Annotated in this window: 25 protein-coding genes; 13 read left to right on the top strand and 12 right to left on the bottom strand. The window is 47.6% G+C overall.

Annotated elements, in window-relative coordinates; genetic code table 11:
• Positions 1-8 precede the first annotated feature (8 nt).
• Together ggt and rpe are read right to left on the bottom strand one after the other, a co-directional pair.
• A complete protein-coding gene (gene ggt / locus Q1A08_RS14145; protein WP_299774014.1) occupies positions 9-1,697 on the bottom strand; it encodes a gamma-glutamyltransferase in 1,689 nt (562 codons plus the stop codon).
• Between the two features lie 266 nt (positions 1,698-1,963).
• The gene (rpe, locus tag Q1A08_RS14140; RefSeq protein WP_299774012.1) at positions 1,964-2,644 is read right to left on the bottom strand and encodes a ribulose-phosphate 3-epimerase; all 681 of its coding nucleotides are present in this window, start codon (positions 2,642-2,644) and stop codon (positions 1,964-1,966) included.
• Between the two features lie 130 nt (positions 2,645-2,774).
• Between rpe and Q1A08_RS14135 the strand changes: the two genes are divergently transcribed.
• Positions 2,775-3,914: a DUF3530 family protein gene (locus Q1A08_RS14135; protein WP_299774010.1), complete on the top strand. Its 1,140-nt coding sequence runs from the start codon at positions 2,775-2,777 to the stop codon at positions 3,912-3,914.
• A gap of 46 nt (positions 3,915-3,960) precedes the next feature.
• On the opposite strand, the gene murU is transcribed toward Q1A08_RS14135, so the two are convergent.
• The 3 genes from murU to Q1A08_RS14120 all read right to left on the bottom strand — a co-directional run bounded on the left by murU (position 3,961) and on the right by Q1A08_RS14120 (position 5,980).
• Positions 3,961-4,635 (bottom strand): N-acetylmuramate alpha-1-phosphate uridylyltransferase MurU, encoded by a 675-nt coding sequence (gene murU, locus Q1A08_RS14130; RefSeq protein WP_299774008.1) that lies wholly within the window; start codon positions 4,633-4,635, stop codon positions 3,961-3,963.
• Between the two features lie 63 nt (positions 4,636-4,698).
• Positions 4,699-5,790 (bottom strand): phosphotransferase, encoded by a 1,092-nt coding sequence (locus tag Q1A08_RS14125; RefSeq protein WP_299774006.1) that lies wholly within the window; start codon positions 5,788-5,790, stop codon positions 4,699-4,701.
• Positions 5,774-5,980, bottom strand: coding sequence for a hypothetical protein (locus tag Q1A08_RS14120; RefSeq protein ID WP_299774004.1), 207 nt, complete (start codon positions 5,978-5,980; stop codon positions 5,774-5,776). The genes Q1A08_RS14125 and Q1A08_RS14120 overlap by 17 nt, the downstream gene beginning before the upstream one ends.
• Before the next feature lie 87 nt (positions 5,981-6,067).
• Between Q1A08_RS14120 and Q1A08_RS14115 the strand changes: the two genes are divergently transcribed.
• Genes Q1A08_RS14115 through Q1A08_RS14090 form a run of 6 tightly spaced genes read left to right on the top strand, consistent with a single transcriptional unit; the run spans position 6,068 to position 13,217 of the window.
• The gene (locus Q1A08_RS14115; RefSeq protein ID WP_299774002.1) at positions 6,068-8,869 is read left to right on the top strand and encodes an LPS-assembly protein LptD; all 2,802 of its coding nucleotides are present in this window, start codon (positions 6,068-6,070) and stop codon (positions 8,867-8,869) included.
• Between the two features lie 5 nt (positions 8,870-8,874).
• The gene (locus Q1A08_RS14110) at positions 8,875-10,182 is read left to right on the top strand and encodes a peptidylprolyl isomerase (RefSeq protein ID WP_299774000.1); all 1,308 of its coding nucleotides are present in this window, start codon (positions 8,875-8,877) and stop codon (positions 10,180-10,182) included.
• 8 nt (positions 10,183-10,190) lie between these two features.
• The gene (gene pdxA, locus Q1A08_RS14105) at positions 10,191-11,168 is read left to right on the top strand and encodes a 4-hydroxythreonine-4-phosphate dehydrogenase PdxA (RefSeq protein ID WP_299773998.1); all 978 of its coding nucleotides are present in this window, start codon (positions 10,191-10,193) and stop codon (positions 11,166-11,168) included.
• Positions 11,169-11,208: 40 nt separating this feature from the next.
• Positions 11,209-12,009 (top strand): 16S rRNA (adenine(1518)-N(6)/adenine(1519)-N(6))-dimethyltransferase RsmA, encoded by an 801-nt coding sequence (rsmA, locus tag Q1A08_RS14100; RefSeq protein WP_299773996.1) that lies wholly within the window; start codon positions 11,209-11,211, stop codon positions 12,007-12,009.
• A 15-nt stretch (positions 12,010-12,024) separates the two neighbouring features.
• Entirely contained in the window at positions 12,025-12,393 is a 369-nt protein-coding gene (gene apaG / locus Q1A08_RS14095) for a Co2+/Mg2+ efflux protein ApaG (RefSeq protein ID WP_299773995.1), read from the top strand.
• A gap of 11 nt (positions 12,394-12,404) precedes the next feature.
• Positions 12,405-13,217 carry a symmetrical bis(5'-nucleosyl)-tetraphosphatase gene (locus Q1A08_RS14090; RefSeq protein ID WP_299773993.1) on the top strand — a complete coding sequence of 271 codons (813 nt, stop codon included), beginning with the start codon at positions 12,405-12,407 and terminating at the stop codon, positions 13,215-13,217.
• Here the strand turns inward: Q1A08_RS14090 and Q1A08_RS14085 are convergent.
• The 3 genes from Q1A08_RS14085 to Q1A08_RS14075 form a co-directional block, all read right to left on the bottom strand.
• A complete protein-coding gene (locus Q1A08_RS14085) occupies positions 13,214-14,581 on the bottom strand; it encodes a UDP-glucose/GDP-mannose dehydrogenase family protein (RefSeq protein WP_299773991.1) in 1,368 nt (455 codons plus the stop codon). The genes Q1A08_RS14090 and Q1A08_RS14085 overlap by 4 nt on opposite strands.
• Before the next feature lie 131 nt (positions 14,582-14,712).
• Positions 14,713-15,729, bottom strand: a complete 1,017-nt coding sequence (gene galE, locus Q1A08_RS14080; RefSeq protein ID WP_299773989.1) for a UDP-glucose 4-epimerase GalE — start codon at positions 15,727-15,729, stop codon at positions 14,713-14,715.
• Between the two features lie 160 nt (positions 15,730-15,889).
• A complete protein-coding gene (locus Q1A08_RS14075) occupies positions 15,890-16,489 on the bottom strand; it encodes a response regulator (RefSeq protein ID WP_299773987.1) in 600 nt (199 codons plus the stop codon).
• 486 nt (positions 16,490-16,975) lie between these two features.
• On the opposite strand from Q1A08_RS14075, the gene Q1A08_RS14070 reads away from it, so the two are divergent.
• Positions 16,976-18,277 carry a response regulator gene (locus Q1A08_RS14070; protein ID WP_299773985.1) on the top strand — a complete coding sequence of 434 codons (1,302 nt, stop codon included), beginning with the start codon at positions 16,976-16,978 and terminating at the stop codon, positions 18,275-18,277.
• A 29-nt stretch (positions 18,278-18,306) separates the two neighbouring features.
• Here Q1A08_RS14070 and Q1A08_RS14065 read toward each other — a convergent pair whose 3' ends face one another.
• Complete coding sequence (locus tag Q1A08_RS14065) at positions 18,307-19,209, bottom strand: DMT family transporter (RefSeq protein ID WP_299773983.1); 903 nt, start codon at positions 19,207-19,209, stop codon at positions 18,307-18,309.
• A 366-nt stretch (positions 19,210-19,575) separates the two neighbouring features.
• On the opposite strand from Q1A08_RS14065, the gene Q1A08_RS14060 reads away from it, so the two are divergent.
• The 3 genes from Q1A08_RS14060 to Q1A08_RS14050 all read left to right on the top strand — a co-directional run bounded on the left by Q1A08_RS14060 (position 19,576) and on the right by Q1A08_RS14050 (position 22,610).
• Entirely contained in the window at positions 19,576-20,817 is a 1,242-nt protein-coding gene (locus tag Q1A08_RS14060; protein WP_299773981.1) for a multifunctional CCA addition/repair protein, read from the top strand.
• Positions 20,814-21,539: a pteridine reductase gene (locus Q1A08_RS14055; protein ID WP_299773979.1), complete on the top strand. Its 726-nt coding sequence runs from the start codon at positions 20,814-20,816 to the stop codon at positions 21,537-21,539. The genes Q1A08_RS14060 and Q1A08_RS14055 overlap by 4 nt, the downstream gene beginning before the upstream one ends.
• A 126-nt stretch (positions 21,540-21,665) precedes the next feature.
• The gene (locus Q1A08_RS14050; protein WP_299773977.1) at positions 21,666-22,610 is read left to right on the top strand and encodes an alpha/beta fold hydrolase; all 945 of its coding nucleotides are present in this window, start codon (positions 21,666-21,668) and stop codon (positions 22,608-22,610) included.
• 22 nt (positions 22,611-22,632) lie between these two features.
• Here Q1A08_RS14050 and folK read toward each other — a convergent pair whose 3' ends face one another.
• The 3 genes from folK to tsaD are packed head-to-tail and all read right to left on the bottom strand — an operon-like array spanning position 22,633 to position 24,553.
• Positions 22,633-23,145, bottom strand: a complete 513-nt coding sequence (gene folK, locus Q1A08_RS14045) for a 2-amino-4-hydroxy-6-hydroxymethyldihydropteridine diphosphokinase (protein WP_299773975.1) — start codon at positions 23,143-23,145, stop codon at positions 22,633-22,635.
• Positions 23,145-23,507, bottom strand: a complete 363-nt coding sequence (gene folB, locus Q1A08_RS14040) for a dihydroneopterin aldolase (RefSeq protein ID WP_299773973.1) — start codon at positions 23,505-23,507, stop codon at positions 23,145-23,147. Before folB ends, folK begins: the two co-directional genes overlap by 1 nt.
• Before the next feature lie 5 nt (positions 23,508-23,512).
• Positions 23,513-24,553 (bottom strand): tRNA (adenosine(37)-N6)-threonylcarbamoyltransferase complex transferase subunit TsaD, encoded by a 1,041-nt coding sequence (gene tsaD, locus Q1A08_RS14035; RefSeq protein ID WP_299773971.1) that lies wholly within the window; start codon positions 24,551-24,553, stop codon positions 23,513-23,515.
• Positions 24,554-24,857: 304 nt separating this feature from the next.
• Between tsaD and rpsU the strand changes: the two genes are divergently transcribed.
• Both rpsU and Q1A08_RS14025 read left to right on the top strand, forming a co-directional pair.
• On the top strand, positions 24,858-25,073 hold the full coding sequence (gene rpsU / locus Q1A08_RS14030; RefSeq protein WP_166849292.1) for a 30S ribosomal protein S21: 216 nt from the start codon (positions 24,858-24,860) through the stop codon (positions 25,071-25,073).
• Between the two features lie 222 nt (positions 25,074-25,295).
• Complete coding sequence (locus Q1A08_RS14025) at positions 25,296-25,742, top strand: GatB/YqeY domain-containing protein (RefSeq protein WP_299773967.1); 447 nt, start codon at positions 25,296-25,298, stop codon at positions 25,740-25,742.
• Positions 25,743-25,773 lie beyond the last annotated feature (31 nt).

Below are 25,773 nucleotides of genomic sequence, written 5' to 3'. Positions count from 1 at the left end.
ACTGCGACTTAGTAGCCCGCCGCCTGCCCGTCTTTACGGGTTTCAGAGGCGCCATAATACACGCCGCTTTCTAGGTCACGTAAAATGGCTTGATAGCCACCAAACGCCCCTAAGCTGTCGCGCAAAACATGGCCTCGCTTGGCCAACTCTCTGCGCACCGCTTGCCCGGTGCCTGATTCGAGGCTGACAAAGCCGCCATCCAGCATTATTTCACCGGTAGGCTGGCTCGAACCCGTATGCAAGATCCGCGGGGCATCACCTGCCTCTTGTAAGTTCATACCAAAATCCACTAGGTTCATGACAATCTGTGCGTGCATTTGAGGCTGAGTGGCCCCACCCATCACCCCAAAGCTCAACCATGGCTTGCCATCTTTGGTCACAAACGCTGGAATAATTGTGTGAAAGGGGCGCTTAGCAGGCGCATACTGATTAGGGTGACCATCAATAAAGTTAAAAAGCTCACCGCGATTTTGCAGTACAAAGCCTAGTTTTTCAGGGGTCATGCCAGAGCCCATACCACGAAAATTACTCTGAATAAGCGATACCATATTGCCAGCCTTATCGGCGGTGGTCATATAAATCGTATCGCCATCTACGGGACCTGCGTGATCACGCTTTGCCGCTTTTGCCATATTAATTGAAGGGCGCTGTTGATCGGCATAGTTTTTAGAAATAATTTTAGCAACAGGAATATCACTAAAATCTGGGTCGGCATAGAACTTTGCTCTATCAGCGAACGCTATCTTTTTAGCCTCAACAAAGGCATGAATATAATCCACCGAGCCAAAGCCCATGGCCTTTACATCAAAGCCTTCCATCAGGTTTAAAATATGTAGGGCGGCGATACCTTGACCATTTGGCGGCAACTCCCAAACATCATAACCACGATAATTACTGCTCACGGGCTCAATCCAGTCACTGCGATGATCGGCCAAATCTTGGTAGCTTAAAAAGCCGCCATTGGCTTTCATATAGCGATCAATCTCGCGGGCAATATCACCTTTATAGAAAGCGTCGCGACCTTCATTAGCAATTTTCTCTAAGGTATTGGCCAGTGCCGAATTGCGAAATATTTCACCTTTAAGCGGCATACGCCCATTGGGCATGTACACTTCTTTGAAGCCTGGGTACTTGGCTCGTGCTGAAATACTTCTATCTAAGTAATAAGCAATTAACTCTGATACTGGAAATCCATTTCGCGCATAATCGATAGTAGGTTGCAACAAGTTTGCCATGGGTAACTTGCCAAACTTCTGGTGCATTTCAAACCAACCATCTACCGCCCCAGGAACTGAAACAGGTAATGGCCCATAAGCTGGAATCTTATCGCCCTGTGATTTTAAGTAATCCAAGCTCAATGATTGCGGGGAGCGACCTGAGGCATTTAAACCATATAACTTTTGAGTCTTCGCATCCCAGATAATGGCAAATAAATCGCCTCCTATGCCATTCCCGGTTGGCTCAACTAGACCTAAAACCGCATTAGCTGCAATGGCGGCATCTACAGCATTCCCACCGGCCTTCAATATATCCAAAGCTACCTGTGTTGCTAAAGGCTGAGATGTTGCCGCCATACCATTTTGGGCGATTACTTCTGAGCGCGAAGCGAACTCTGAACCGGTAATACGATCGTAAGCCTGTACGAATGAAGCGGAAGAACACAACAAAGTCGTAAGGCAAAGGAACAGCTTTTTCATGGCACACCTTTATTTATTATGGAATGTTTTTAACTAGGGGTACTTCTGGTATAGGGCTGGGAACCCACTTTGCAAAGCAAGGGCCTGTAAAACAAGGGCCAGCCATTCGCAGCCAGAGAGACGTAAAGCGTGGTCTAAGATTTTAGACCCAGAATCAAGATTCTCTCTCTTGCAGCCAAACTGAAACGATAAGGAGCGCAGTAACCGTAATAAAAACCACCGCGCCCTATCGCAAAAAAATCTCTGCTTAACGGATATAGGCCGTTTTAAACCTTGGCCAATTCTTTGCGCATATTATCAATAGCAACGCGATAGTCTTCTTTGCCAAAAATAGCAGAACCTGCAACAAAGGTATCAGCGCCAGCTTTGGCGATCTCGTAGATATTATCAGCTGTTACGCCACCATCAATTTCAAGGCGAATCGAAGCCCCACTATTAGCTTCGATCTCATCAATCATACGACGAGCTTCGCGCAATTTATCCAAGGTATAGGGAATAAACTTCTGGCCACCGTAGCCGGGGTTTACTGACATCAACAACAACATATCCAATTGCGGTAATACATGGCGGACAGCATCAATGGGGGTAGCAGGGTTCAACACCAAGCCCGCTTTACAGCCCTTTTGCTTAATAAGCTGTATGGAGCGATCCACATGGCGTGACGCTTCCGGGTGAAAGGTAATGTAATCGGCGCCTGCATCAGCAAACATGGAGATCATGTCATCTACCGGCTCCACCATTAAATGTACATCGATTGGGGCACTAATGCCGTACTTTCGCAATGCCTGACACACCATTGGGCCAATGGTCAGGTTGGGCACATAGTGATTATCCATCACATCAAAATGAACAATATCGGCACCGCTGTCCAATACGGTTTGAACCTCTTCACCAAGACGGGCGAAGTCCGCTGCGAGTATAGATGGGGCTATTTTGAAGTCTTTCATGGCTATTTTAAGAATCCAGGCTAAATCAAAGGCGCTATTGTAGCTTGCAGCCGCAGAACTGTCACAAGCCGCTATAATAAAGCCACGGCTTTTCGCCGATACAAGGTTGAATACCAACAATGATTAAATAATGGGCTCTTTTAGCATTATGACTCTTACCACAGACCTTTTTCGTAAGGCTTTACTCTGCCTGCTACTCAGCAGCCCTTTTCCGACTTGGGCCCAAGAGGACACACAAACAGAACCAGAGCCACAAGCCGAACAAAACGGTGGTGAGCAGTCCTCTCCTGCACCAGCACCACCCTCTTCCGCAATAGAACGCCCTAAACTGGATAAACAGCATATCGCCATGCAGTCCATGGCAGCCCTAGCCCAAGAAAGTGACCCAGACACTGTTTTGTGGCTAGGTGAGGGGATGGATAGCTTTTTGGCGATATACCAAGCGGCTTGGCAGCCCGTACCCAATGGCGCGGTCATCATACTGCATGCCGACGGACAACACGCCCTGTGGCCAGAAACAACTAAGGTACTGAGCGAAAACTTAGCCAAGCACGGCTGGACAAGCCTATCTATCAGCTTACCTGAAGCTCTAACAGCAAGCGTTCCGCAAAGGCAATACACAGCGATTAATAGCGCAGAGGAAGCCGATAAAACACCAACAGAGATGGCTGATACAGCAGCCTCCAATGTGGCACAAGCAACACCAGAAAACACCACAGCTAATGCTGAGGCCACAATGGCAGAAGAGAGCACGCTGACTGAAGCGGAATCCGTAAACATGAGTGTCGACCCGGAAGCCCAGGCTTTCGAGCGCATTATGCAAAGCTATGACTACCTACGTCAGCAAGGTCTGCTAAATATAGCCATCATTTGCGAAGGCAGTGCTGCGGTGCGGGCTATTAAAATGATATCCGCAATTCCGCTACCACCACCCAGTAACCCACAAGCCCGAGTCGCAAATCCAGTCGCCGCACTGGTTAGCATTAATGCAAAACACAGCCTACCGCGCGAAACTGATTTCAAACTGCCCACTGCTCTGGCTGAGTTGAATATTTCTGTACTGGATATTTATTTCGATGATAGCGAGCACAGCAAGCGAAATGCCGAAAAACGCAAAGCCGAGGCCACACGAGCCGGCCTAGCGGTTTATCGCCAGCAGCGCTTACCTTTAAATTCCAACAAATTGGCGCAGGGGGAAAACCCACTAAGCAAAAGAGTACGAGGCTTTTTAAACCGCTATGCCAGAGGACGAGCTAAAACCCTGCCTTAACATAAAACCTTGCTTCAAGAAGTTTTAAATAAACGAGATTTTTAATTTAGCTTAAATCGCGGCGCAGCTCTTCTAGGCGATCTACCGTGCCAATATCTCGCCAATCGCCATGATGCAGTTGAGCACTGAGCTTGTTTTGCGCTATCGCCAAATTAAAAACTTCACGCAATGGGAAGATCTTACGTCGCTCAGGATAATCAGCTACCAAAGTTGGCGACAGTAGCGCAATGCCTGCATAGGTATAACCCTCATCTCCAGCCTTACATTGGCGCACCTTGCCCTGCTCAAGACTAAAATCACCATGATTTTTAAAGGCCGGATTCGCAACAAAAAGTAAGCGCCCCAAATCTTCATCCAAAGGCCGGTTTAGCAACTCAATTAATGGAAAGTCACACCAAACATCGCCATTCACAAGTAGAAATGGCTCCTCACCCAATAAAGGTAAAGCGTGCGAGATGGCGCCCGCTGTTTCTAGGGGCTCGGGTTCTTCACTGTATTGAATACTGACGCCCAATTGAGATCCATCGCCAAGGGCCTGGATTATTTTATCTCCAAGGTAGGCAACATTGATAATGATCTCAGTGATTCCCGCCAGTTTTAGGCGATCGATTTGATGCTCAATTAAACTCTTACCGGCGGCTATTAATAAAGGCTTGGGGGTGTGCAGTGTCAAAGGCTGCATGCGTGTCCCCTTGCCCGCCGCTAAGATCATCGCTTTCATAGATATTCCCTGGCAGCCTATCGTTTTACTTTCTTATCTTCTCAATAAAATTTAGGCGGTTATTTAGCGAGCCGCCCGGCTCAAATGTGCGCTTTGTTCACCGGCATGACGGAAATCCACATACCAATCCTGCAACTCACACAGTGGAATAATTTTGGTCTTAAACCAATCAGTAAAAACGGCAAACTGCGGATACTTCTCGGCCACTTCAATGGTATATCTAATCACTAAAGGCAAATCATTCAAGTAAGCGTGCTTTTGGTCGCGTAGAGCAAGGCGAGCGAAAATACCCAGAACTTTGATGTGACGCTGCAAGCCCATCAAATCAAAGTCACGCTCAAACTCGGCAAAACTCAAGTTTGCGCGCAAAGATTCCGGCATTTCATCCCAATGCTGCTGCAGAGCTTGCTGCACAATCTCCTTGGGCCAATACACATAACAATCTCTCAGCAGTGAAACCAAATCGTAAGTAATGGGTCCCCACACAGCATCTTGAAAATCGATGAGCGCCAACTCTTTATTGGCGAGCATAATATTGCGACTATGAAAATCACGATGCACTAGGCGCTGAGTTTGTCCTGTCGCACTTTCCAGCAATAATTGATAACAGTTTGCCAGCATGGTGGATTCTTCAGTACTCAGTTGATAGCCAAGTAATTCAGGTAAAAACCACTGTTGTAGCAGATCCATCTCGCGCTGAAGTACAGCCTCATCATATTGGGGCAAGGCTATGGAGTTATCCGTCATCTGCATATTGATCAACAGCTGAGATGAGCGTCCATAAAGAGCTAATACATTGTCTTTGGCTAAAATGTCGAATAAATGCTCGTTACCGAAGTCTTCCAGCAAGAAAAAGCCTAAATCGAGGTTTTTAGCGTAAATAGTCGGCGTATTTACCGATATTTCCTTAAGTTTCTCTGCCACCGCGATAAATTCATGATTCTTTTCAACTTCAGGCGGCGCATAGACAGCGATTAGATCACGGCCATCCATTTTAGGCTGGCCCGCCAAGCGAAAATAGCAACGAAAGCCAGCATCACCACCTAATGGCATCAGTTCGGGCTTTTCCTCGAATTGCAACTGCTGCTGCAGCCAATCGGCTAGCTGTGGGCGGATATCGAGGTTGGAATTTGGGGTGTTATCGGATGCTGACATACTGATCAAACTGCTGGAATTTGGCTGGGACTGTACCTGCCACATAGACAAATGCCAAGCTTGATATCAATCGCTCGAAATTTTTCTTCATCTTTTCCTCTCCAGAGGGCAATAATGCCGCTCTAGCAGTAGCCAGCATACGATAAGCCAAGTAGAATCGACGGTTTGCCAAAGCTGCTGATAAGCACATTCAGCGGCACTAAAAACAACAATATAATGCCGGCGAATATCTTATTTCCGGCCGCTTGTAGACAAGATAAATTGGGTTTCGAACTGCATGGCTAAAACTCGCCAATCATTTAGCGCAAGCGATAAGCGCTTTGCCACCCCTGTCCTTGGTCATAAATCAGCCCTAGCTGTCGCCATTGCCCTAATCAGCAGCGGAGCCTCCCACTGGGCAAGTGCTCAAGAAAACAGCCCGCTATGGGATTGCCAGGCAATCGATGGGAACTGGGCCTGTGAAGCAAAGCCTAACCCAGAGGCCTACCAACGCCCCCAACGCAGCAATGTATTTTTAGGTGGCAAGAAAGGCCCCGCAGGCAGCGCCGATGCCACCTCAGTGCACAGCTACCACCCATTGGATTGGGTGAATCAAGAACAGCTATCTGAAGAGCAGCGCCAAAAGCTAAGCCCCGGCTGTTGCGGGGCTTTTGTAGAGCCGATGCGCGAAGATGAAGAAGCCCAGCTTGACCCAGATAACGCGCCATTACGCCTCTCCGCCGATTCAACCGAAGCCATGCAGGAAACCAGCGCCACCTTGGAAGGTGACGTAAAGATGATTCAAGGCTATCGCCAACTTGAAGCCGATCGGGCAATGGTTGATCGCGGTACCAGCACAGCCGAGCTAGACGGCAATATCCGTCTACGCGAACCGGGCGTCCTTATTAAAGGCGATGCCATGGATATGGATATGGACACCGGCGAAGCTACAGTCCATAACGCGCAATACGTACTTCACCAGCAGGGAATTCATGGTAGCGCGGGCCAAATCAGCCGTCTGCAAGATAAAACCCTAGAGATGACCGAGGCCAGCTATTCTCAGTGTGAGCCTGAAGACCCATCTTGGATATTGGAAGGCGCAAGGGTTCATATCGACCCTAAGACCGAAGTCGGTACTGCTAGAGATATCGTTCTGCGAGTTAAAGGCGTACCAGTTTTTTACACGCCTTATCTGCAATTTCCTGTAGGTGATAAGCGTAAGTCCGGTTTATTGTTCCCTTCGATTAGCTCTGGCGATAGTGGTGGTATTGATTTAGCCGTACCTTATTACCTCAACCTTGCGCCAAATTACGATATGACGCTAACTCCGCGCTATATCAACGATCGCGGCTTTATGCTGGAAACCGAGCTACGTCATCTCAACCAGTATTTCGAAACAGAAGCGAATTTTGCCTACCTAGCCAAAGACGAAGGCGGCAATGACAAAGACAATCAGCGCCTAGTTAACGAAGGCATTATCAGCGAAGGGCAAGCTAGCCCCTATCTGGATGAAGATCGCTGGCTGGTCGGCATTGAGCAAAAAGGTCGCGGCCAGTCTTGGTACTCTCGCATCGACTACACCCAGGTAAGCGACCGCGATTACTTACGCGATCTTGATACCGCCAGCCTTTCGCTAAACAGCGTGAGTGATCTTCGCCAGCTGGCAATGGCAGGGTATCGCCTAAAGAATTGGGACATATCCGTAAAAGCCGAAAAATTCCAAACGATTGTCAATGGTCTAGAGTCACCTTATAAGCAATTGCCGACTATCCGAGCAATTGGTAATTATCAATGGGGCGATTTCAATGCGGAATTGTTAAATGAGTACAGCCGTTTTGACCACGGAGATAAAGACCGCAATAGCAATCGAATTATCGGTGATCGCGCTCGCTTAGATTACCGCTTGAGTTGGGACCAGCAATGGGCCTGGGGCTATATTCGCCCAATGATTGGAGCACGCGCACTTTCCTATCAACTCGACGATATCAACTTGAAAGACGGTGTTAACGAAAGTCCTAATGCAGCTGCTGCAATGGCCGGTTTTGATAGCACCATCTATTTCGAGCGCCAAGGCAATCTATTCGGTAAAAATTACAAGCAGACCTTTGAGCCACGCCTGTTCTATTTTTACAGCGACCACGCCGATCAAGATGAGTTTTATAACTTGACCTTAGGCGGCGCCGATATTGATTTTGACACCTCTGACGCTACTGTTGGCTACAGTCAACTCTTTAGAACCAGTCGCTTTGTAGGTGCTGACCGCATTGATGATGCTAATCAGCTTTCACTCGGCTTAACATCACGCTTCATCAATCAACGCAGCGGTGAAGAGTGGCTGCGCGTTAGCCTAGGGCAAATCTTCTACTTTGAAGATCGCCTAGTCTCCCTAAACGGTGAATTTGGTGATCTAAATAATGCCGAAGAGCTACGTCAGCAACTAACAGCCCAGCTTTCCTCTAGTAATATTGCAGAACGCATTAACGCGAGAAGACAGCTCGACAGGCTTGAGAGGCAAATCGGCAATCAGTCTGAATATGCATTTTTACTCAGCGGCAGCCTATCGCAAACCCTACGCTACGGCCTGGATTTAACCTGGCGACAGTACGATGACCGTTTAGAGCGAGGCAATGCCTACATCCGCTATATGGATGATGAAGCTAGAGTATTTAACTTAAGCTATCGCTATGATCGCAATTTTGGTCAATTAGATAGCAACGACTTTAATAACAACGGCATCAACAATGAGCTACTCGATAATGATATTGAGCAAGCCGATATCTCTTTTATTTGGCCGGTATCCGATAGCTGGAGCCTAATTGGCCGAGGCAACTACGATGTCACCAACAGCCGGGAACTTGAGACCTTGGCAGGGTTCGAATATAACAGCTGCTGCTACCGCATCCGCCTTGTAGGGCGCCGCTGGATTGATAACTTCTTGGCCACCCAAGGTACGCTTGTGGACCAGCAGGTGCAGGAAGACAGCGGTATCTTTTTTGAGATCCAACTTAAAGGCCTAGGTGGTACAGGTAAACGCTTAAGCAGCATTTTGAAAGATGCAATCTACGGCTATCAGCAACGCGAAGAAATGTTTGGGAACTAAGAACTATGATCAGCAATAAAACCGTAAAATCATTGATAGCTGGCCTAGGCTTGAGCCTTAGCGCAGGTGCCTTTGCCCAAACTATTGCACTCGACAAAGTAGTAGCCATTGTCGACAACGATGTGGTTATGGCCTCAGAGCTACAGCAGCAAATGGCGATGATCAGCAAACGCTTAGAAGCGCAGAATACTGAATTACCACCACAAGACGTACTGCGCGACCAAGTCTTAGAACACTTGATTCGAGAGCGCTTACAACTTCAAATGGGGCAGCGCGCTGGAGTTGAAATTAGCGAACAAGAGATCAATCAAGCAACTGGCCGTATGGCGGCAAGTGGCGGCCTAAATATGGAACAGTTCCAACAGCAGCTTTGGAGCGACGGCATGAGTATGGCGCAATTTAAAGAGCGCCTGCGCCGCGAAATGTTGATCAACCGCGTACAAAAAGGCAGCGTTAATCGCCGCATTCACGTCAGCGACCAAGAAATTGATAACTTCCTGGAATCCCAGGAAGGTAAGTTCTGGGTTTCGCCCGATTATCAGCTAGGCCATATTCTTATCAGCCTAAGCGCTGGCGCTGATGAAGAAACCGTTGATGACGCTAAAGCGAAAGCCGAAAGGCTTTATCAGCAATTAAATGACGGCGCCAACTTTAAGGAACTCGCGATCGCCAATTCGAACGGACAAATGGCACTGCAAGGTGGTGACCTAGGCTGGAGAAAAACTTCACAGCTACCCAGCTTGCTGGCTGAAGCCGTACCCAATATGAAAAAAGGCGATGTGAGCGAGCCTATTCGCAGTGATGCTGGGTTTCATATCCTAAAACTCTACAACCAACGTGGCGGCGAAGAGACTATCGTTGAACAATCTAAAGTTCGTCACATTTTAGTAAAGCCTTCCACGATCTTGAGTGATAAAGAAGCTTTCGAGAAAATCACCCATATTCGTGAAGAACTCGAAGCTGGCGCAGACTTCAATGAGTTAGCAAAAAACCACTCTGAAGATATTGGTTCAATGTTAAGTGGTGGTGATCTTGGCTGGTCTACCCCTGGTCAGTTTGTCCCCGAATTTGAAGCTACAATGAACGATATTGAAGTGGGTAAGGTTTCCGAGCCGTTTCGCAGTCAGTTCGGCTGGCACATCCTTAAAGTGGACGAACGTCGCCAGCAAGACTTTACCGATACTGTGATCCGTAATCAGGCGGCCAATATTATTCGCAAACGCCGCTTTGAAGAAGAGCTGCCAAATTGGCTGCAAGAGATTCGCGATGAGGCCTATGTAGAAGTTAAACTCAGCAAAATAGCTGCTAACTAAAGTTTAAAATGACAAAGCGCATTGCCATTACTCCGGGCGAGCCTGCAGGCATCGGCCCGGATTTACTTCTACAGCTGATTCAGCAAGCGCAGCAGCAACAATTAATTGCCCTAGCCTGCCCTAAGCTTCTACAAGCTAGGGCCGCTGAGCTAAACCTTAAACTCAAACTTGAGCCCTTTGATCCCAATACCAAAGCCTCCGCTAATCAAGCAACCCAGCTATTCTATCTGCCTCACGACTGCCCAAACTCTAAGGCCGGTAAGCTAGACCCATCAAACGCCGATTACGTCCTACAATGTTTAGATAGTGCTATCGAAGGCTGTCGCAATAATGTCTTTGATGCCATGGTTACTGGGCCTGTACACAAAGGCAACATTAACGACGCAGGTATTAGCTTTAGTGGCCACACCGAGTACCTTCAAGAGAAATGTAAGGTCGACAAAGTGGTCATGATGCTGGCCACTGAAGGGCTCAAGGTCGCCCTCGCGACGACCCACCTACCACTGAAAGACGTGGCAGCATCCATCACCAAAGAAAGCCTGAGTCGAGTTATCGAGATTTTAGTGAAGGATTTGCAAACTGACTTTGGCCTAGCCAAGCCTCGCATCCTAATTTGTGGGCTTAACCCCCACGCCGGCGAGGGCGGTCATATGGGGCGAGAGGAAATAGAGCTAATAGAGCCTGTTTTAAAATCATTAGATTTGCAGGCCGAGCTAATTGGACCACTACCTGCCGACACCTTGTTCACTCCCAAATACTTAGATAATGCCGACGCTGTTCTGGCCATGTATCACGATCAGGGCCTGCCTGTGTTAAAATTTAAGGGTTTTGGACAAGCAGCTAATATCACCTTGGGCCTACCTATCATCCGCACATCAGTGGATCATGGCACCGCCATTGACTTAGCTGCCAGTGGCAAAGCGGATACCGGCAGCCTAGCTACCGCCATCCAATACGCCTGCCATATGAGCCAAGCTAGAATTTAACGCGCCAGAATATAGGCGCAAAGAGATAAGGCATAACACTGTGGACCCTTTTTCCCATAAAGCCAGAAAGCGCTTTGGTCAAAATTTTCTAAGCGACCCAGGTATTATTCAGAGAATTGTTAGCTCAATCGCGCCGCGCGAAGATGACAATATTGTCGAAATCGGTCCAGGCAAAGGGGCTATCACAGCTCTTTTATTAGAGTCGTGCCCAAAACTCAATGTAGTTGAGCTTGACCGAGATTTGATTCCCATTTTATTGGCTCAATTTGCGGTATTTAAGGATTTTAAAATCCATCAAGCTGACGCCCTAAAGTTTGATTTTGCAAGTTTAGCTGAAAATAAAGCTCTCAGAATCGTTGGCAATCTACCTTACAATATCTCAACACCACTAATCTTCCACCTACTAAGCTATCACGGCAAAGTGCAAGATATGCACTTTATGCTGCAAAAAGAAGTGGTAGAAAGAATGGCCGCTGTGCCTGGACAGAAATCCTATGGCCGCCTTGGCATTATGGTGCAGTACTACTGCCAGGTTGAAAATCTATTCTTGGTTCCGCCCGAGTGCTTTCAACCTCAACCCAAAGTAGATTCCGCGATTGTCCGCCTAAAGCCTTACCAAGAGCTGCCCCACCCTGCGAAAGACGTCAAACTACTAGAACGTGTTGTTAATGTAGCCTTTCAGCAACGCCGTAAAACCTTGCGCAACGGCTTAAAACAATTAGCCAACAGCGAGCAGCTGGACGCCTTAAAGACCGACATTTCGGTACGCGCTGAAAATCTAAGCGTCGAACAATTTGTCGCGCTTAGCGACGAGCTATTAGACCTTGGTGTTAAAATTTAAATATCGAAACCAAACATGTCAGAAATTGAAATCCAAACCAAGCCTATTTATATCGCCGAGCAATCCAAGCCGGAAGAGCCACGTTACGTATTCTCTTACACGATTCGTATTACCAACAATGGCCAGCAGGCAGCGCAACTGTTAAGCCGTCACTGGCGCATACTTGATGAAAACGAACAACTACAAGAGGTTCGTGGCATAGGCGTCGTTGGCGAACAGCCTCGGCTTGAACCCGGTGAGTCGTTTAGCTACAGCAGTGGCGTTATTATTGAAACCCCCACTGGAACTATGGAAGGCAGTTACACCATGAAGCGCGATGATGGCTCTCAGTTCGAAGCCAATATCGCCACCTTTGCCCTCCTTCCTCCAAACGCACTGCACTGAGTGAGGCAAGTATGGCCACTTATGCTGTCGGTGATATTCAAGGTTGTTTGACGCCGCTATTGAGCTTATTAGAGCAAATAGACTTTGACCCCAAGGCCGACAAGCTGTGGGTAGCTGGAGACTTAATTAATCGGGGCCCGCAATCGCTAGAAACTTTACGGTTTATTCGCAAGTTAGGCGACAGCGCTGTAGTGGTGTTAGGCAATCATGATCTAAGCTTTCTTGCTATCGTCGAAGGCTTTCAAGCTATGCGAGACGGCGATACTGTCGAAGAGATTTTAAGAGCCCCCGATTGTGACGAGCTTTGCTATTGGTTACGCCAACAAAAACTCGTTCATCACGACCCAGAGCTCGCTTACACCATGGTGCATGCCGGCATCCCCCCACAATGGTCAATAAAAAAAGCTCTACGCCGATCGGCTGAAGTTGAAGAAGTATTGCAAGACGATGATCGCTATCAAGATTTCTTGCTGCATATGTTCGGCAGCGAACCCAGACAGTGGGACAAATCCTTAAGGGGCAATGATCGCTTACGCATAATCACCAATTACTTCACTCGCATGCGCTTCTGTGATGCTGAAGGGCAGCTTGAGTTTCAAGCGAAGTCTGGCCCTGATTCTGCACCAAAGGGCTTTAAGCCTTGGTATAAAATAAAAAATCGCAAAGCCAACGCAGACCGAATTGTATTTGGGCACTGGGCTGCCTTACAAGGTTACACTGATGCCGAACAAGTGTTTGCGCTTGATACCGGCTGTGTCTGGGGCGGCAGCCTGACAGTGATGTGTCTAGAAGATCAAACACGCTATAGCTGCGCCTGCGATTAACTGGCTACAGACAGCTCTACCACTTCCCTACGCGGCTGAAAGCTCGGCCGCCCTACTGAATAGTAGCGAAAGCCTTCATCGGCCATCTCATTAGGATCAAAAAGATTACGCCCATCAATGATTAAAGCTTCTTTGAGCAAATGTTTTATTTGTTCAAAATTAGGCGACCAAAAATTTTTCCATTCAGTGCAGATAACCAAAGCATCGGCGTTTTTAAGTGCCATCTCTTTAGTGCCCGCCAATAGCAAATCATCGCGCTCACCTAGAATGCGCTGGCACTCATCCATGGCCTGGGGGTCATAGGCCTGTACACTCGCACCAACCTTAAACAAAGCATCCATTAATTCCAATGCTGGCGCCTCGCGCATATCATCGGTACGAGGCTTAAAGGCCAAGCCCCAAAGGGCAACAGTCTTGCCTTGCAGCTCACCCTTAAAATGATCGCTTAAACGCTTAAATAACCATTGCTTTTGCTCTAGATTGATAGTTTCAACTGCCGACAACAAGCTAGAACTCTGCCCATATTGTCGAGCAGTCGCTTCGAGCGCTTTTACATCTTTAGGGAAGCAAGAACCACCATAACCACAACCAGGGTAGATAAAGTGGTAACCAATACGAGGGTCCGATCCAATTCCCTGACGCACCTGCTCGATATCCGCACCAGCGCGTTCCGCTATCCCAGCCATTTCGTTCATAAAACTAATTTTAGTAGCCAGCATGGCATTGGCGGCATACTTAGTTAACTCGGCCGATCGCGTCCCCATCACCATGACTCGATCGTGATTTCGATTAAAGGCACTATATAAGCGTCGCATAGTGTCTGCGCTGGATTCTTTATGGGTACCGATGACGATGCGGTCCGGTTTCATAAAGTCCTCGATTGCCGCACCTTCTTTTAAGAACTCGGGATTGGAGACTACATCAAATTCTAAACAAATATCGCGAAAGGCTAGCTCTTCTGAAATTGCAGCATGCACCTGCTCGGCAGTACCAACAGGAACTGTGGATTTGTTAACGATGATGCTATTTTTCTGCAAATGACGACCGATATCACGCGCTACATTGATAACATGTCTAACGTCAGCGGAACCATCCTCATCAGGAGGCGTTCCCACGGCAATAAAGAGAACCTCAGCATGCTCAACCGCTGTTTTAACATCACTGCTAAAACTTAAGCTGGCATCCGCTAGACCGTTTTTAAGCAGCTCGTCTAAACCAGGCTCATAAATCGGATTGACCCCTTTAGAAAGCTCATCAATGCGCTGTCGATTGATATCCATACACAACACTTGGTGGCCCGCCTGAGACAGACAAGCACTGCTTACCAAACCCACATAGCCACTACCAAATACTGTAATTTTCATTCCACCACCCCTGGCACAAGCACACTGTTTAGCCTTAGATAGCGCCAGTGTGCGCCCGGGGTATGTCAGATTAGTTGCGCTTTATTGACAAGCAGATGGCAAAAATGCGACGGATTTTTTACAAGCGCAAGCTATTCATAGCCACTGGGGTTTTGGGACTGCCAACGCCAAGCATCGCTGACCATCCTTTCGATAGAGTATTCGGCCTGCCAATCCAGCTCGTTCTTGGCAAGGCTTGCATCGGCAAAACATGCAGCAATATCGCCTGCACGTCTTGGGGCGATATCATAAGGAATGGTTTTACTCGACGCCTGCTCAAAAGCTTTAACAATCTCTAGCACGGAGTAACCAATACCGGTGCCTAAATTAAAGGTGTAACAGTCAGCTGGTTTTTCCAAAACATATTGCAAGGCACGGACATGCCCCTTTGCTAGATCGACAACATGAATATAATCCCTGACGCCTGTACCATCGACAGTATCGTAATCATCCCCAAAAACTTGCAGGCGCTTAAGCTTACCTACAGCAACCTGTGAGACATACGGCAATAGATTGTTGGGAATGCCATTTGGATCTTCACCAATTCTACCGGAGTGGTGTGCACCAATTGGATTAAAGTACCGCAGCAAACACACCTTAAACGGGTTATTTGGCGCTTGACATAAATCTCGACTGATATCCTCAACCATTAGTTTGCTTGCACCATAGGGGTTTGTGGTGCGTGTCGCTGCGGCCTCATTAATAGGCACACTATCCGGATCGCCATAAACGGTTGCTGAAGAACTAAAAATGAAATTATGCACCGCGTGCTGAGCCATTAGCTCCAATAAGACCATAGTGCCAGCAACATTATTTTGATAATAATTGAGGGGCTGCTCGCATGACTCGCCGACAGCTTTTAAACCAGCAAAGTGAATGACGGCGGAAAATTTATGTTTAGCAAAAACATCCGACAACGCCACTGCATCTCGCACATCAACACGATAAAAAGTGAACTCCTTTGAACACAGCTCACTCACTCGTTGCAGAGCTTCTTCTTTACTATTGCTAAAGTTATCCACAATGACAGGATTAAAGCCCGCCTCATGCAGCTCAATAACAGCATGACTGCCTATATAACCCGCACCACCGGTAACCAGAATATCCATTTCCTTCCCCCAGACTTAAAAGGGGCACATTATGTCACAGATAAGATGAAGGCCAACACCCGGCCTACCATTAGAATGGGCTCAACTTGATAAAATAAAAAGGGGATTTGGGCTCAGAGTAGAGCCCAGAAAAGACAAGCACTAGTACGCCAGATACTCACTACACAACAACCATATTGGCTGCCACAGGCAAACCCATCAGCGCAGCGACTTTATCTAGCAATTCGTTATTATCAAAAGGCTTGGATAAAATATCATTGGCACCAAACTCTAGTGCTTTTTGCATTCCCGCAGCGGTTTCTGCAGATACCACCAGCACCTTGGTTTCTTTATATACCGCCTGCTCGCGCATGGTTTTCAAAACTTCATAACCATCCATACCAGGCATCTTAATATCTAGAGTCACCACGGCAGGCTGGTGCTGTGCCAACATCAGGCCAGCCGCAAAGCCATCTGCTGCCACCTCGACGTCATAACCTGCGCGTCGCAATACCCGACGCATTGCTGAAGCCATCTCAAGCTGATCTTCAACCACTAAAACTTTGTTTGACGCAGGTAACGGACGCAACTCCTCAGGAACCGGCATAGCGTTGCTTTCCAAAAAATCAACAAAGTCATCGACTTGAATGCGGTGATCACCCCTACCGGGAAGTTTATAGGCCTTTAAGCGGCCCCGCTCAATCCAGCGAATGACGGTCCTAAAATTCACCCCGCAATACTTTGCCGCTTCCCCTGTGGTGAGTACTCGGGTTTTATCCATAAAGTGCCACTCTTGTATCTTAAATCCATAAATGTTGACTTACACGCCATTATCCTAGGGAATTCTTTAAATCGCCCTGTAGGATTACCCCAATTTCAGCCTAGTCCATATTGCTAACTGTCTGAAATGACTTTTTATACTATTTTTTGTGAAATCGATACCAAAATGTACTAAATGTCAGGTTTGACAGGTAAGACATCTTAGACCGATAATAGAGTTGTTGCGAAGAGGTGCACATTGATTCCCTATCTAGCCATATCAGCCTCGCTGATAAAAGCTAAACAGGGCCCCGCACCAGACTCCTAAAGAACACCCTAAGACCCTTAGCCCCCTAGATGTAATTGGGGGCGCTTTTTTCCCCTCTCCTATACTGCATTCACAGCTTTCTCGATTTTGCCCATACTATTCTTGAGTAGTCCTCATCCTTACTCAGGCATGCTACTCTATCTAGCGAAGAAGTAAGCAATAGGACGCTGCGCCCAAAATATGAGTAATTCAATTCTCTTTGTGGACGATAACCCCGTCAATCGTCAGCTATTGCGCAGCATTTTGAGTCAAGAATACTCACGCTTATACGAAGCCAGTGAGGGCAGCCAGTGTTTGGATATTCTTCAAAGCCACACAATTGACCTTTTGTTATTAGATCTCAATATGCCAGGAATCTCCGGTTTTGAGCTGCTGACTGAAATTCCCAACTTAGATTTAGATAGCCCGCCAACCATTATTGTCGTTTCTGCCGATAAAGACCCCGCAATCATCAGCAAAGCCTTAAAGGGGGGAGCAGCCGACTATGTGACCACCCCCTATCATCGCGACGAACTTATCGCCCGGGTTAAAACGCACCTCGCCCTGCGCAGCCGCGAAATTCATCTTGAACAACTTGTCATCAGGCGAACTAAAGAGCTAACCAATGCCAGCTATCGCTTAGAGCAAGCCCAAAAGCAACTCATTCATGCCGACAAGATGGCATCGCTAGGGCAATTGGCTGCAGGTGTTGCACATGAAATTAATAATCCAGTGGGATACATACATTCCAATTTGATGACCCTAAGCGATTACCTGCAAGACTTCCAAGAGTACCTAAAGGCCAGTAAAGAGACTGGCAAAGCATGTAATGATGAAAATTTCAAAAAGCGGGCGCAAGAGGTCTATGAGAAATTTGATATCGATTACCTACGAGATGATGTAGGTCAGATTATTAACGACTCCTTAAATGGGACTAATCAAATCAAGCAAATTGTCACCGATCTCAAGGGGTATTCACATCCTGAGCAACAAGAGTGGCTGCACCATAATATTCATGATCTATTGGAAAGTAGCCTCAATATTGTCGCCAATCAGCTGAAGTATAAAGTGGAAGTTCAAAAGCGCTATCAACGTGATCTACCTAGGGTATATTGCATAGGGTCACAAATCAGCCAAATCTTAATTAACTTACTGGTCAATGCTGAACAAGCCATTGATGACCATGGGCAAATCACCATAACCACCAGCCTAAGTCGCCAGTCGCTTAACAATAATCAAGCCAGTGTCGACATTTGCATTACCGACGATGGCAGCGGCATCGAAGAGACGATTGCCAATCGCATCTTCGATCCATTTTTCACCACTAAACCCGTTGGCACCGGCACCGGCCTCGGGCTTTCAATCTGCTATAACATTGCATCGGGACACGGAGGGCTAATCACTATGCAAAGCCAGCCAGGCCGAGGCAGCCAATTTACCGTTAGCCTTCCCGTTGAACATGAGCAGAGCCAAGAGAGTAATGATTTAGGTTTCCACGACTAATTTCTATCGCTAAATACCCGCTACCAATTTCAGCCCCGACTCTGGCGTAGAGACATTAGTGAGCGCAGCACTCTCCCCAACAAGCCCTGGTAAAACGCCAAACTCAGCAAAATTACCGCCGCCCCAATCAACAAACTAGGCTGCAAGTTTTCATCAAGAATTAATGCCCCTAAAAACAAAGCTACAGCTGGTGTAATCAGGGTATTCAATGAAATGGTTGCTGCACTCATATGCTTTAACAAATAAAAGTATGCTGGGAAACCTAGCAGTGAGCCACAAACAGCCAAATACACCACCGCCCCGCCAGAACGCCAGCTAAAATCCGTAGACATACTTCCGTCAGTAATTAGCCACATCAGCAGCAAGGCTGGAAATGACAACAACAAGGCTCCCGCGGTTTGCCTCATTGGTTCAATGTTCGATGCAAAACGCTGCAAGCAAACACTACTTAGAGCAAAAATAAGTGACGACAACAATACAGCTAGAATGCCTTTGATTGCAGATGGCCCAAACATCAATTGCCCTTGAAAGATAATAAGCAGTCCCATTAGCGCCAAAAGCAAGCCCAAAATCTTTTGCCAGTCAAAAGGGTTTACTCTCAAAATCAATAAAGTCATCAAACCCGTGAGAAACGGCGTCAAGCCAAATAGAACCGAAATCAAACCACTGGAAATATACTGGGCTGCCCAATACACCAAAGGCAACGCTGGGAAAATACCCATCGCCGCCGCAGCGTATACTTTGAAATCAGAGCGATCTTGAATCAAAGATTTGCCTTGCCACCATAGAAAGCCTAGCGCCAATGGTAGAGCAATACCCATGCGCAGCATGACTGCCTCGGTAAAGCTAAAACTCTCATTACTTAATCTAATTCCCAATGGCGTGCTCCCCCATAAAAGCACAACCATCACGAACAACAATGGTATTTTCACAAAACTCTCCCCTTGCGGGCCTAAATCTGAGAGGCACAAAAAAGGCCGCTCTATTGGCGGCCCTTTTAATTCAATATAATCAAATATGGATTAAATGGATCGCCTTAATTTGCCACGCGCGGCACATGGCTTGGCCCACTGATAGACAGCAGAGCAAGGCAGCTTTCGCGAAATATGCATGGCAAGAACAGTGTTCATTTAAGTATCCATAAAACAAAAGCGGCTCCGTACATTTAGGAGCCCGCCAATAAACATTGTCACCCAGATTCTAAGCCCTCTCAGGAACATTCGAGCTAAGTCTGGCCGACAATTACTAAATCCTATACAGTGTCGAACAAGATTCGATCAAGGTCAAGCACGAAGTTTATGGAATGTTATTTAGTTGGCGGCGCAGTACGCGATGAGCTTATGGGTTACCCCTTTGTAGAAAGGGACTGGGTTCTTGTTGGCGCCAATCAAAACGACCTAGATAGAATGCTCAAAGATGGCTATCAGCAAGTCGGAAAAGATTTCCCGGTTTTTTTGCACCCTCAAAGTAAAGAAGAATATGCTCTTGCCCGAACCGAGCGCAAAACTGGCCATGGTTACGCTGGCTTTAGCGTCAATACCGAAAATGTCACGCTCGAAGAAGACCTCAGCCGGCGGGACCTTACGATCAATGCCATCGCCAAATCCCTTGAGGGTGACATTGTCGACCCTTATGGTGGCCAAGAAGATATCCGCAATAAAAGACTACGACATGTTTCAGATGCTTTTGCAGAAGATCCCCTGCGCATACTAAGACTAGCGCGCTTTTTGGCTCGCTATCAGCATTTAGGGTTTCGCGTAGCGCCAGAAACCATGAGCCTCATGCAGTCAATGGTCGACGCTGGCGAAGTTGAACATTTAGTGGCCGAGCGGGTATGGAAGGAAACCGAAAAAGCACTCGCAGAAAAAACTCCCGCCAGTTATTTCCAATGTTTACGAGAGTGCGGCGCATTAAAGGTCATTATGCCTGAGCTGGATGCACTCTTTGGCGTCCCCCAGCGAGCAGAGTTTCACCCTGAAATAGATACAGGGATTCACAGCCTCATGGTGTTGGAGCAAGCATGTCTGCTAAGTTCTGAGTCTAGAGTGCGCCTGGCCGCTTTGCTACACGATCTTGGTAAAGCAAAAACACCTAGTGATATATTACCTCGCCACCATGGTCACGAGCAGCGAAGCTTGCCCATAATCCGACAATTCTGCGGGCGCTTACGTATCCCTAAAGCTCATTTACGATGCGCACTTCACCTAGCGGAGTTTCACACTCATGCACATCGTGCTTACGAACTTCGCGGCAAAACGATCGCCAAACTATTTAAACAGTTGGACGCTTACCGTAACCCGCAAGCATTGGAAGATTTTCTATTAGGCAGCGAAGCAGATAGTAGAGGCAGAACCGGATTCGAAATGAAACCCTACCCCCAAAAAGCGCATTTGGAGCAGGCCTACCAGGTCGCTTGCCGAATTAATGCCAAAGATATTATTGCCCAAGGCTACAGCGGTAGCGAAATAGGCCTACAATTGGAGCAGCAACGCATTAAGGCGTTAGATCAACTCCAGAAATCGACAGGACAAAAACCTTGAGAGCTCCAGTAGTATTAATCAGCGGCGGCGCCAAACGCATCGGGGCCGCACTATGCCGGCACTTTCATCAAGGCGGCTATCGAATCGTATTGCACTACCGCCATTCCCAGCAAGCTGCGCAAGAATTAGCACAAGAGTTAAATCAAAAACGCGCCGACTCCTGCCATTGCATTCAAGCGAATCTCAACGAGCTGTCAGAATTAAAGCAGCTAGCCCAACAAGCCATCGAGAAATGGCAAGGCATTGATCTATTGATCAATAACGCCAGTAGCTTTTACTCCACCCCTATTGAAGATTGCAACGAAGAGAGCTGGAATGATCTAGTGGGCAGTAATATGAAAGCTCCATTGTTTTTGAGCCAAGCTCTCGCTGAGTCACTCGCACAAAACAAAGGTGCCATTATCAACTTCGCTGATATTCACGCCGACAAGCCGATGCGAGGGCACATCATCTATAACATGGCAAAAGCCGCTAACGTGATGCTAACTAAAACTCTAGCACTAGAGCTAGCTCCCGATATTCGTGTTAACGGTATCGCACCAGGCGCGATTCTTTGGCCAGATGGAGAAGCGGAAAACAACGAGATTTTGACAAAAGTACCCATGCAAAAGCTAGGAAATGAGCAGGCAATCTGCCAAAGCGTATGGTATCTAGCAGAACAAGCCCCTTATACCACCGGGCAAATACTGGCCATTGATGGTGGCCGCAGCCTAAATATGTAAAGTAGTTGCGAAATAAGTACCCATAATCAGCCTAAGAGCTAGAGCTAAAGCAGTATTCAGGTTATTATTTGCGCGCCTAAATGGCGCTACAGCGAGACCTTCAAGAACAAGAAGCTGGATACCAATATGCGCACACTGCTCTACTTTTTTCTGGGCCTACTTGCCCTTGCCATCGCCTCTTACTCGGCAATTTATTTTCTCAGCCCTGCAACCTTAGTTGAAGCGGGCATCAGCCATGAACGAAAACAAGCTGGGCTAGAACTCAAACAAATAGATATCGCCAAGCATGATATTCATTACTTAAGCGGCGGCCCTAACAACGCTCCGGTCTTGTTAATGCTACATGGTTATGCGGCCAACAAAGACAACTGGGTTCGCTTTGCTGCTCAATTCAGTGATCGTTACCGTATCGTAGCGCCTGACTTACCTGGCTTTGGTGACAGCAGCCGAATGCAAGATCAAAGCTATGATATTGCTAGCCAAGTCGAGCGCTTGCAAGCCTTTGTCGAAGCTTTAAAATTGCCCCGCTTTCATATCCTCGGCAATTCCATGGGCGGCATGTTAGCGGCAAGCTACAGCCTAGAGCATCCTGACAAGGTCTTGAGTTTAGGCTTACTCAACAGCGCGGGTGTTAAAGAGCCAAAGCCAAGCCCACGCAGTCTAGCTTGGGCAGAGGGTCGCAACATTCTGCTGCTTGAAAACACAGAAGATTTGGATCGACTATTTGAGCTGGCTTTCAATCACCCACCCGCCATGCCACAAATCGCCAAAGACTACCTCACAGAAAAAGCCCTGCAGCAACGAGCATTCAATGAAAAAATCGCCAAGGATTTAATGACAAATCCAACTGAATTGGACGATAAGCTGGAACAGATTTCCATTCCTAGCCTAATTATTTGGGGGGACAGCGATCGCATTATTGATATGTCTTCAGCAAGTATTTTCAGCCAGGGATTAAAACAGTCAACCACCATCATTATGGAAGACACCGGCCATTTACCCATGCTAGAGCGCCCCAAGCAGACGGCTAAACATTACCAGCAGTTTTTACAAACGATTGCCGGAAAGTAACAACTAAGATCGAATAGGAAGCTCAAGAAGCCTTGGAGATTGACTTTCCTCGCCACTGGAAATCGATAGTCCAGAGCTTTTGAGCTTTGTCATAAGCGCGCCACAACTCGGCATAAGTCAACTTTAATACTGGGTGAACATCATCAGCTGCTATTTCGGCTAGCGGCAAAAGCACAAAGGCGTTCTGAGTGATCTCATCGCGTGGTAGCTCGATCCCCTCACAAACCCCCGCCAACTGATCGTAGAGTAATATATCGACATCCAGAGTTCGGCCACTAAACTTGGGGACATCACGGCGGCGACCATGCTCATCTTCAATTTTTTTCAAACTGTTGTTCAGCGGACCGAGCGCCAAATCAGTATCGATTTCTACCACCATATTGTAAAAAGGCTCACCAGTGAAGCCTATAGCCTCGCTCTCATAGACCGAGGAAACATTAAGCACTTGAAAGTGATTATCCAACGCATCCAAGCAGGAACGAATATGAAACTCCCTATCTTCATTACTCCCCAAACTCAAAAATACTTGCGCCATTAGACATCTCCGCGCTGGCCGCGCTCTATCAACAAACCGACATTTTTAGCCGCAACAACTGCACCTGGCTTACTTAAACGCAAGCGCAACCAAGCGATAGAAAACTCTTTGCGTAGCACTGCCGCTATTTCCTCAGCAAGCGATTCAATCAATTCATATTGGCTGTTCGCAACAAGTTCAGCCACGCGATCAGAAACGGCCTTATAATCCAAAGTATGCTCTAGCCGATCTGACTTAGCGGCTGCTTTTATATCCCAGGCCATTTCCAAATCGATCAGTAGGCGCTGCTTAATTCGGCGCTCCCAATCGAAAACACCAATAGTGGCATCAACAGCTAGACCTTCAATAAATACTGTATCCATGCCCGTCACACCGCCTCACTGATATCTTCTAAGCTCTCCAAGTCCCAACGTGGCTGCACTTTTACAGCAAGCTCCTGCTCTTGCCCGGCCATTAGTCGCTGGCAACCCGCGTAAGCGATCATAGCCCCGTTATCAGTACAAAACTCGTGTCGAGCGTAAAAGACACCCGCATTTATTTTCGCAAGTTTTGTTTCTAACTCGCTTCGCAAGCGCTTATTCGCAGAAACACCACCTGCAATGACCAAGGTCTTCAAACCCTCTTGCTCTAACGCACGGCGGCACTTAATGACTAAGGTCGCAACCACGGCATCTTCAAAAGCATGGGCGATATCGGCGCAGGTCTGATCATCGGGCAGGCCGTTTTCCAACTTGTGCTCAGCGACAGTATTTAAGGTGAAGGTTTTTAATCCGCTAAAACTAAAATCCAAACCTGGCCTATCAGTCATGGGGCGAGGAAATTTGAAACGCCTAGGCTCGCCTTGTTCGGCTAACTTAGCGATTTGAGGGCCACCGGGGTAATCCAAATCTAACATTTTAGCGGCCTTATCGAAGGCCTCACCAGCGGCATCGTCCAGCGACTCCCCCAGCATACGATATTGACCAATACCATCCACCCTAACCAACTGGGTATGGCCACCAGACACCAGTAAGGCCACAAATGGAAATTCCGGAGGCTTATCTTCCAGCATCGGAGCCAGCAAATGCCCTTCCATATGATGCACACCAAGCGCCTTACACCCCCAGGCATACGCCAGCGCTCGCCCAGCACAAGCACCAACCATTAATGCCCCAATCAGACCTGGACCAGATGTATAGGCAATGGCATCAATATCAGCGCTTTGGGTATTAGCGGCTTCAAAAACTTCGTCAATTAAAGGCAAAAGCTTTCTAACGTGATCGCGAGAGGCTAGTTCTGGCACTACACCACCGTATTCTGAGTGCACCGCCACCTGAGAATAGAGGCAATGAGCCAATAGCCCTTGCTCACTGTCGTAGACAGCGACGCCGGTCTCATCACAGGAGGTTTCGATACCTAAAACTCGCATGTTTAAAGCCTTTCGAGGGGTCAGATAAAAGCTCGGCATAATAACAGCTTACACCATGCTTACCAGCAAATTAGGGGGTTCTGGCCCGCGGCAGCCCTATATATTGATCAAAATCCATAGCATCAGGCCAACATATCCCACAAAAGCTTGCGTGCACTGCCAAGACTGTATAGAATTTGCGCCCCTTGGAACGGTGTGATTCCTATGTATGGGTCGCTCAAGCGTTGTATAGCTCGCTAAGGCGTATATCCAACTCGAGAACACACCACATTAAACAGATACACGAATAAAGGTACAATCAACAATGCCTGCTGTTAAGCTGAAAGAAAACGAACCATTTGATATCGCTCTGCGTCGCTTCAAGCGCTCTTGTGAAAAAGCCGGTGTACTAGCCGAAGTACGTCGTCGTGAATTTTACGAGAAGCCAACCAGCGTTCGTAAGCGTAAGGCTGCTGCCGCTGTTAAGCGCCACGCCAAAAAGGTTCAGCGCGAATCTCGCAAGTTTCAGCGTTTGTACTAATTTTTAGCCTCCCAACCCTAAACTCCAAGTTTTAGGGCTAAGGTTAAAAATAGTACCACTAACCTGCTCCCAGGTTAGCGCAGACCAGCTCAAGTCCGCTTGAGCGAGTGTATCTAAGCCCAGCCTCGAGCTGGGCTTGCGCGTTTGGCCCTATGCAAACTGAAAAGTTTACTAAGGTCCTTATATTCAAGACCACACACCAAAACCAGCTAAGGAACTGCCATGTCTGAGTTGAAAAAAACTATCGCGTCCGCCGTAAAGGACGCCATGCGAGCCAAAAACAAACCTCGCCTAGGCGTGCTTCGCATGGTTCAAGCCGAGTTTAAACGCATCGAAGTTGATGAGCGCATCGAGATTGACGATGCTCGCGTTTTAGTTGTACTAGACAAGATGCTCAAGCAACGCAAAGACTCGGCCCAACAGTTTCGCGATGCTGATCGCATTGACCTAGCCGAGCAGGAAGAATCCGAAAGCACCATTATTCAGGAGTTTCTGCCAGCAGCTTTGAGCGAAGAAGAAGTGGCCGCCATTATTGACGAAGCGATCGCCAGCAGCGGCGCCGAGTCCGCCCGCGACATGGGCAAAGTCATGGCTTTAGTGAAACCACAGGTTCAGGGCCGCGGCGACATGGGTATCGTTAGCCAGTTAGTGAAAGCCAAACTTGCCTAATTGTGCCCAACACGGCCGCTCGCTAAACTAA

Source organism: uncultured Pseudoteredinibacter sp. (genome assembly GCF_947500695.1).
In the GTDB taxonomy this organism is placed as follows: domain Bacteria; phylum Pseudomonadota; class Gammaproteobacteria; order Pseudomonadales; family Cellvibrionaceae; genus Pseudoteredinibacter.
Note: the sequence above shows the minus strand (reverse complement) of the source record. Positions and strands in the feature narration are given on the sequence as shown.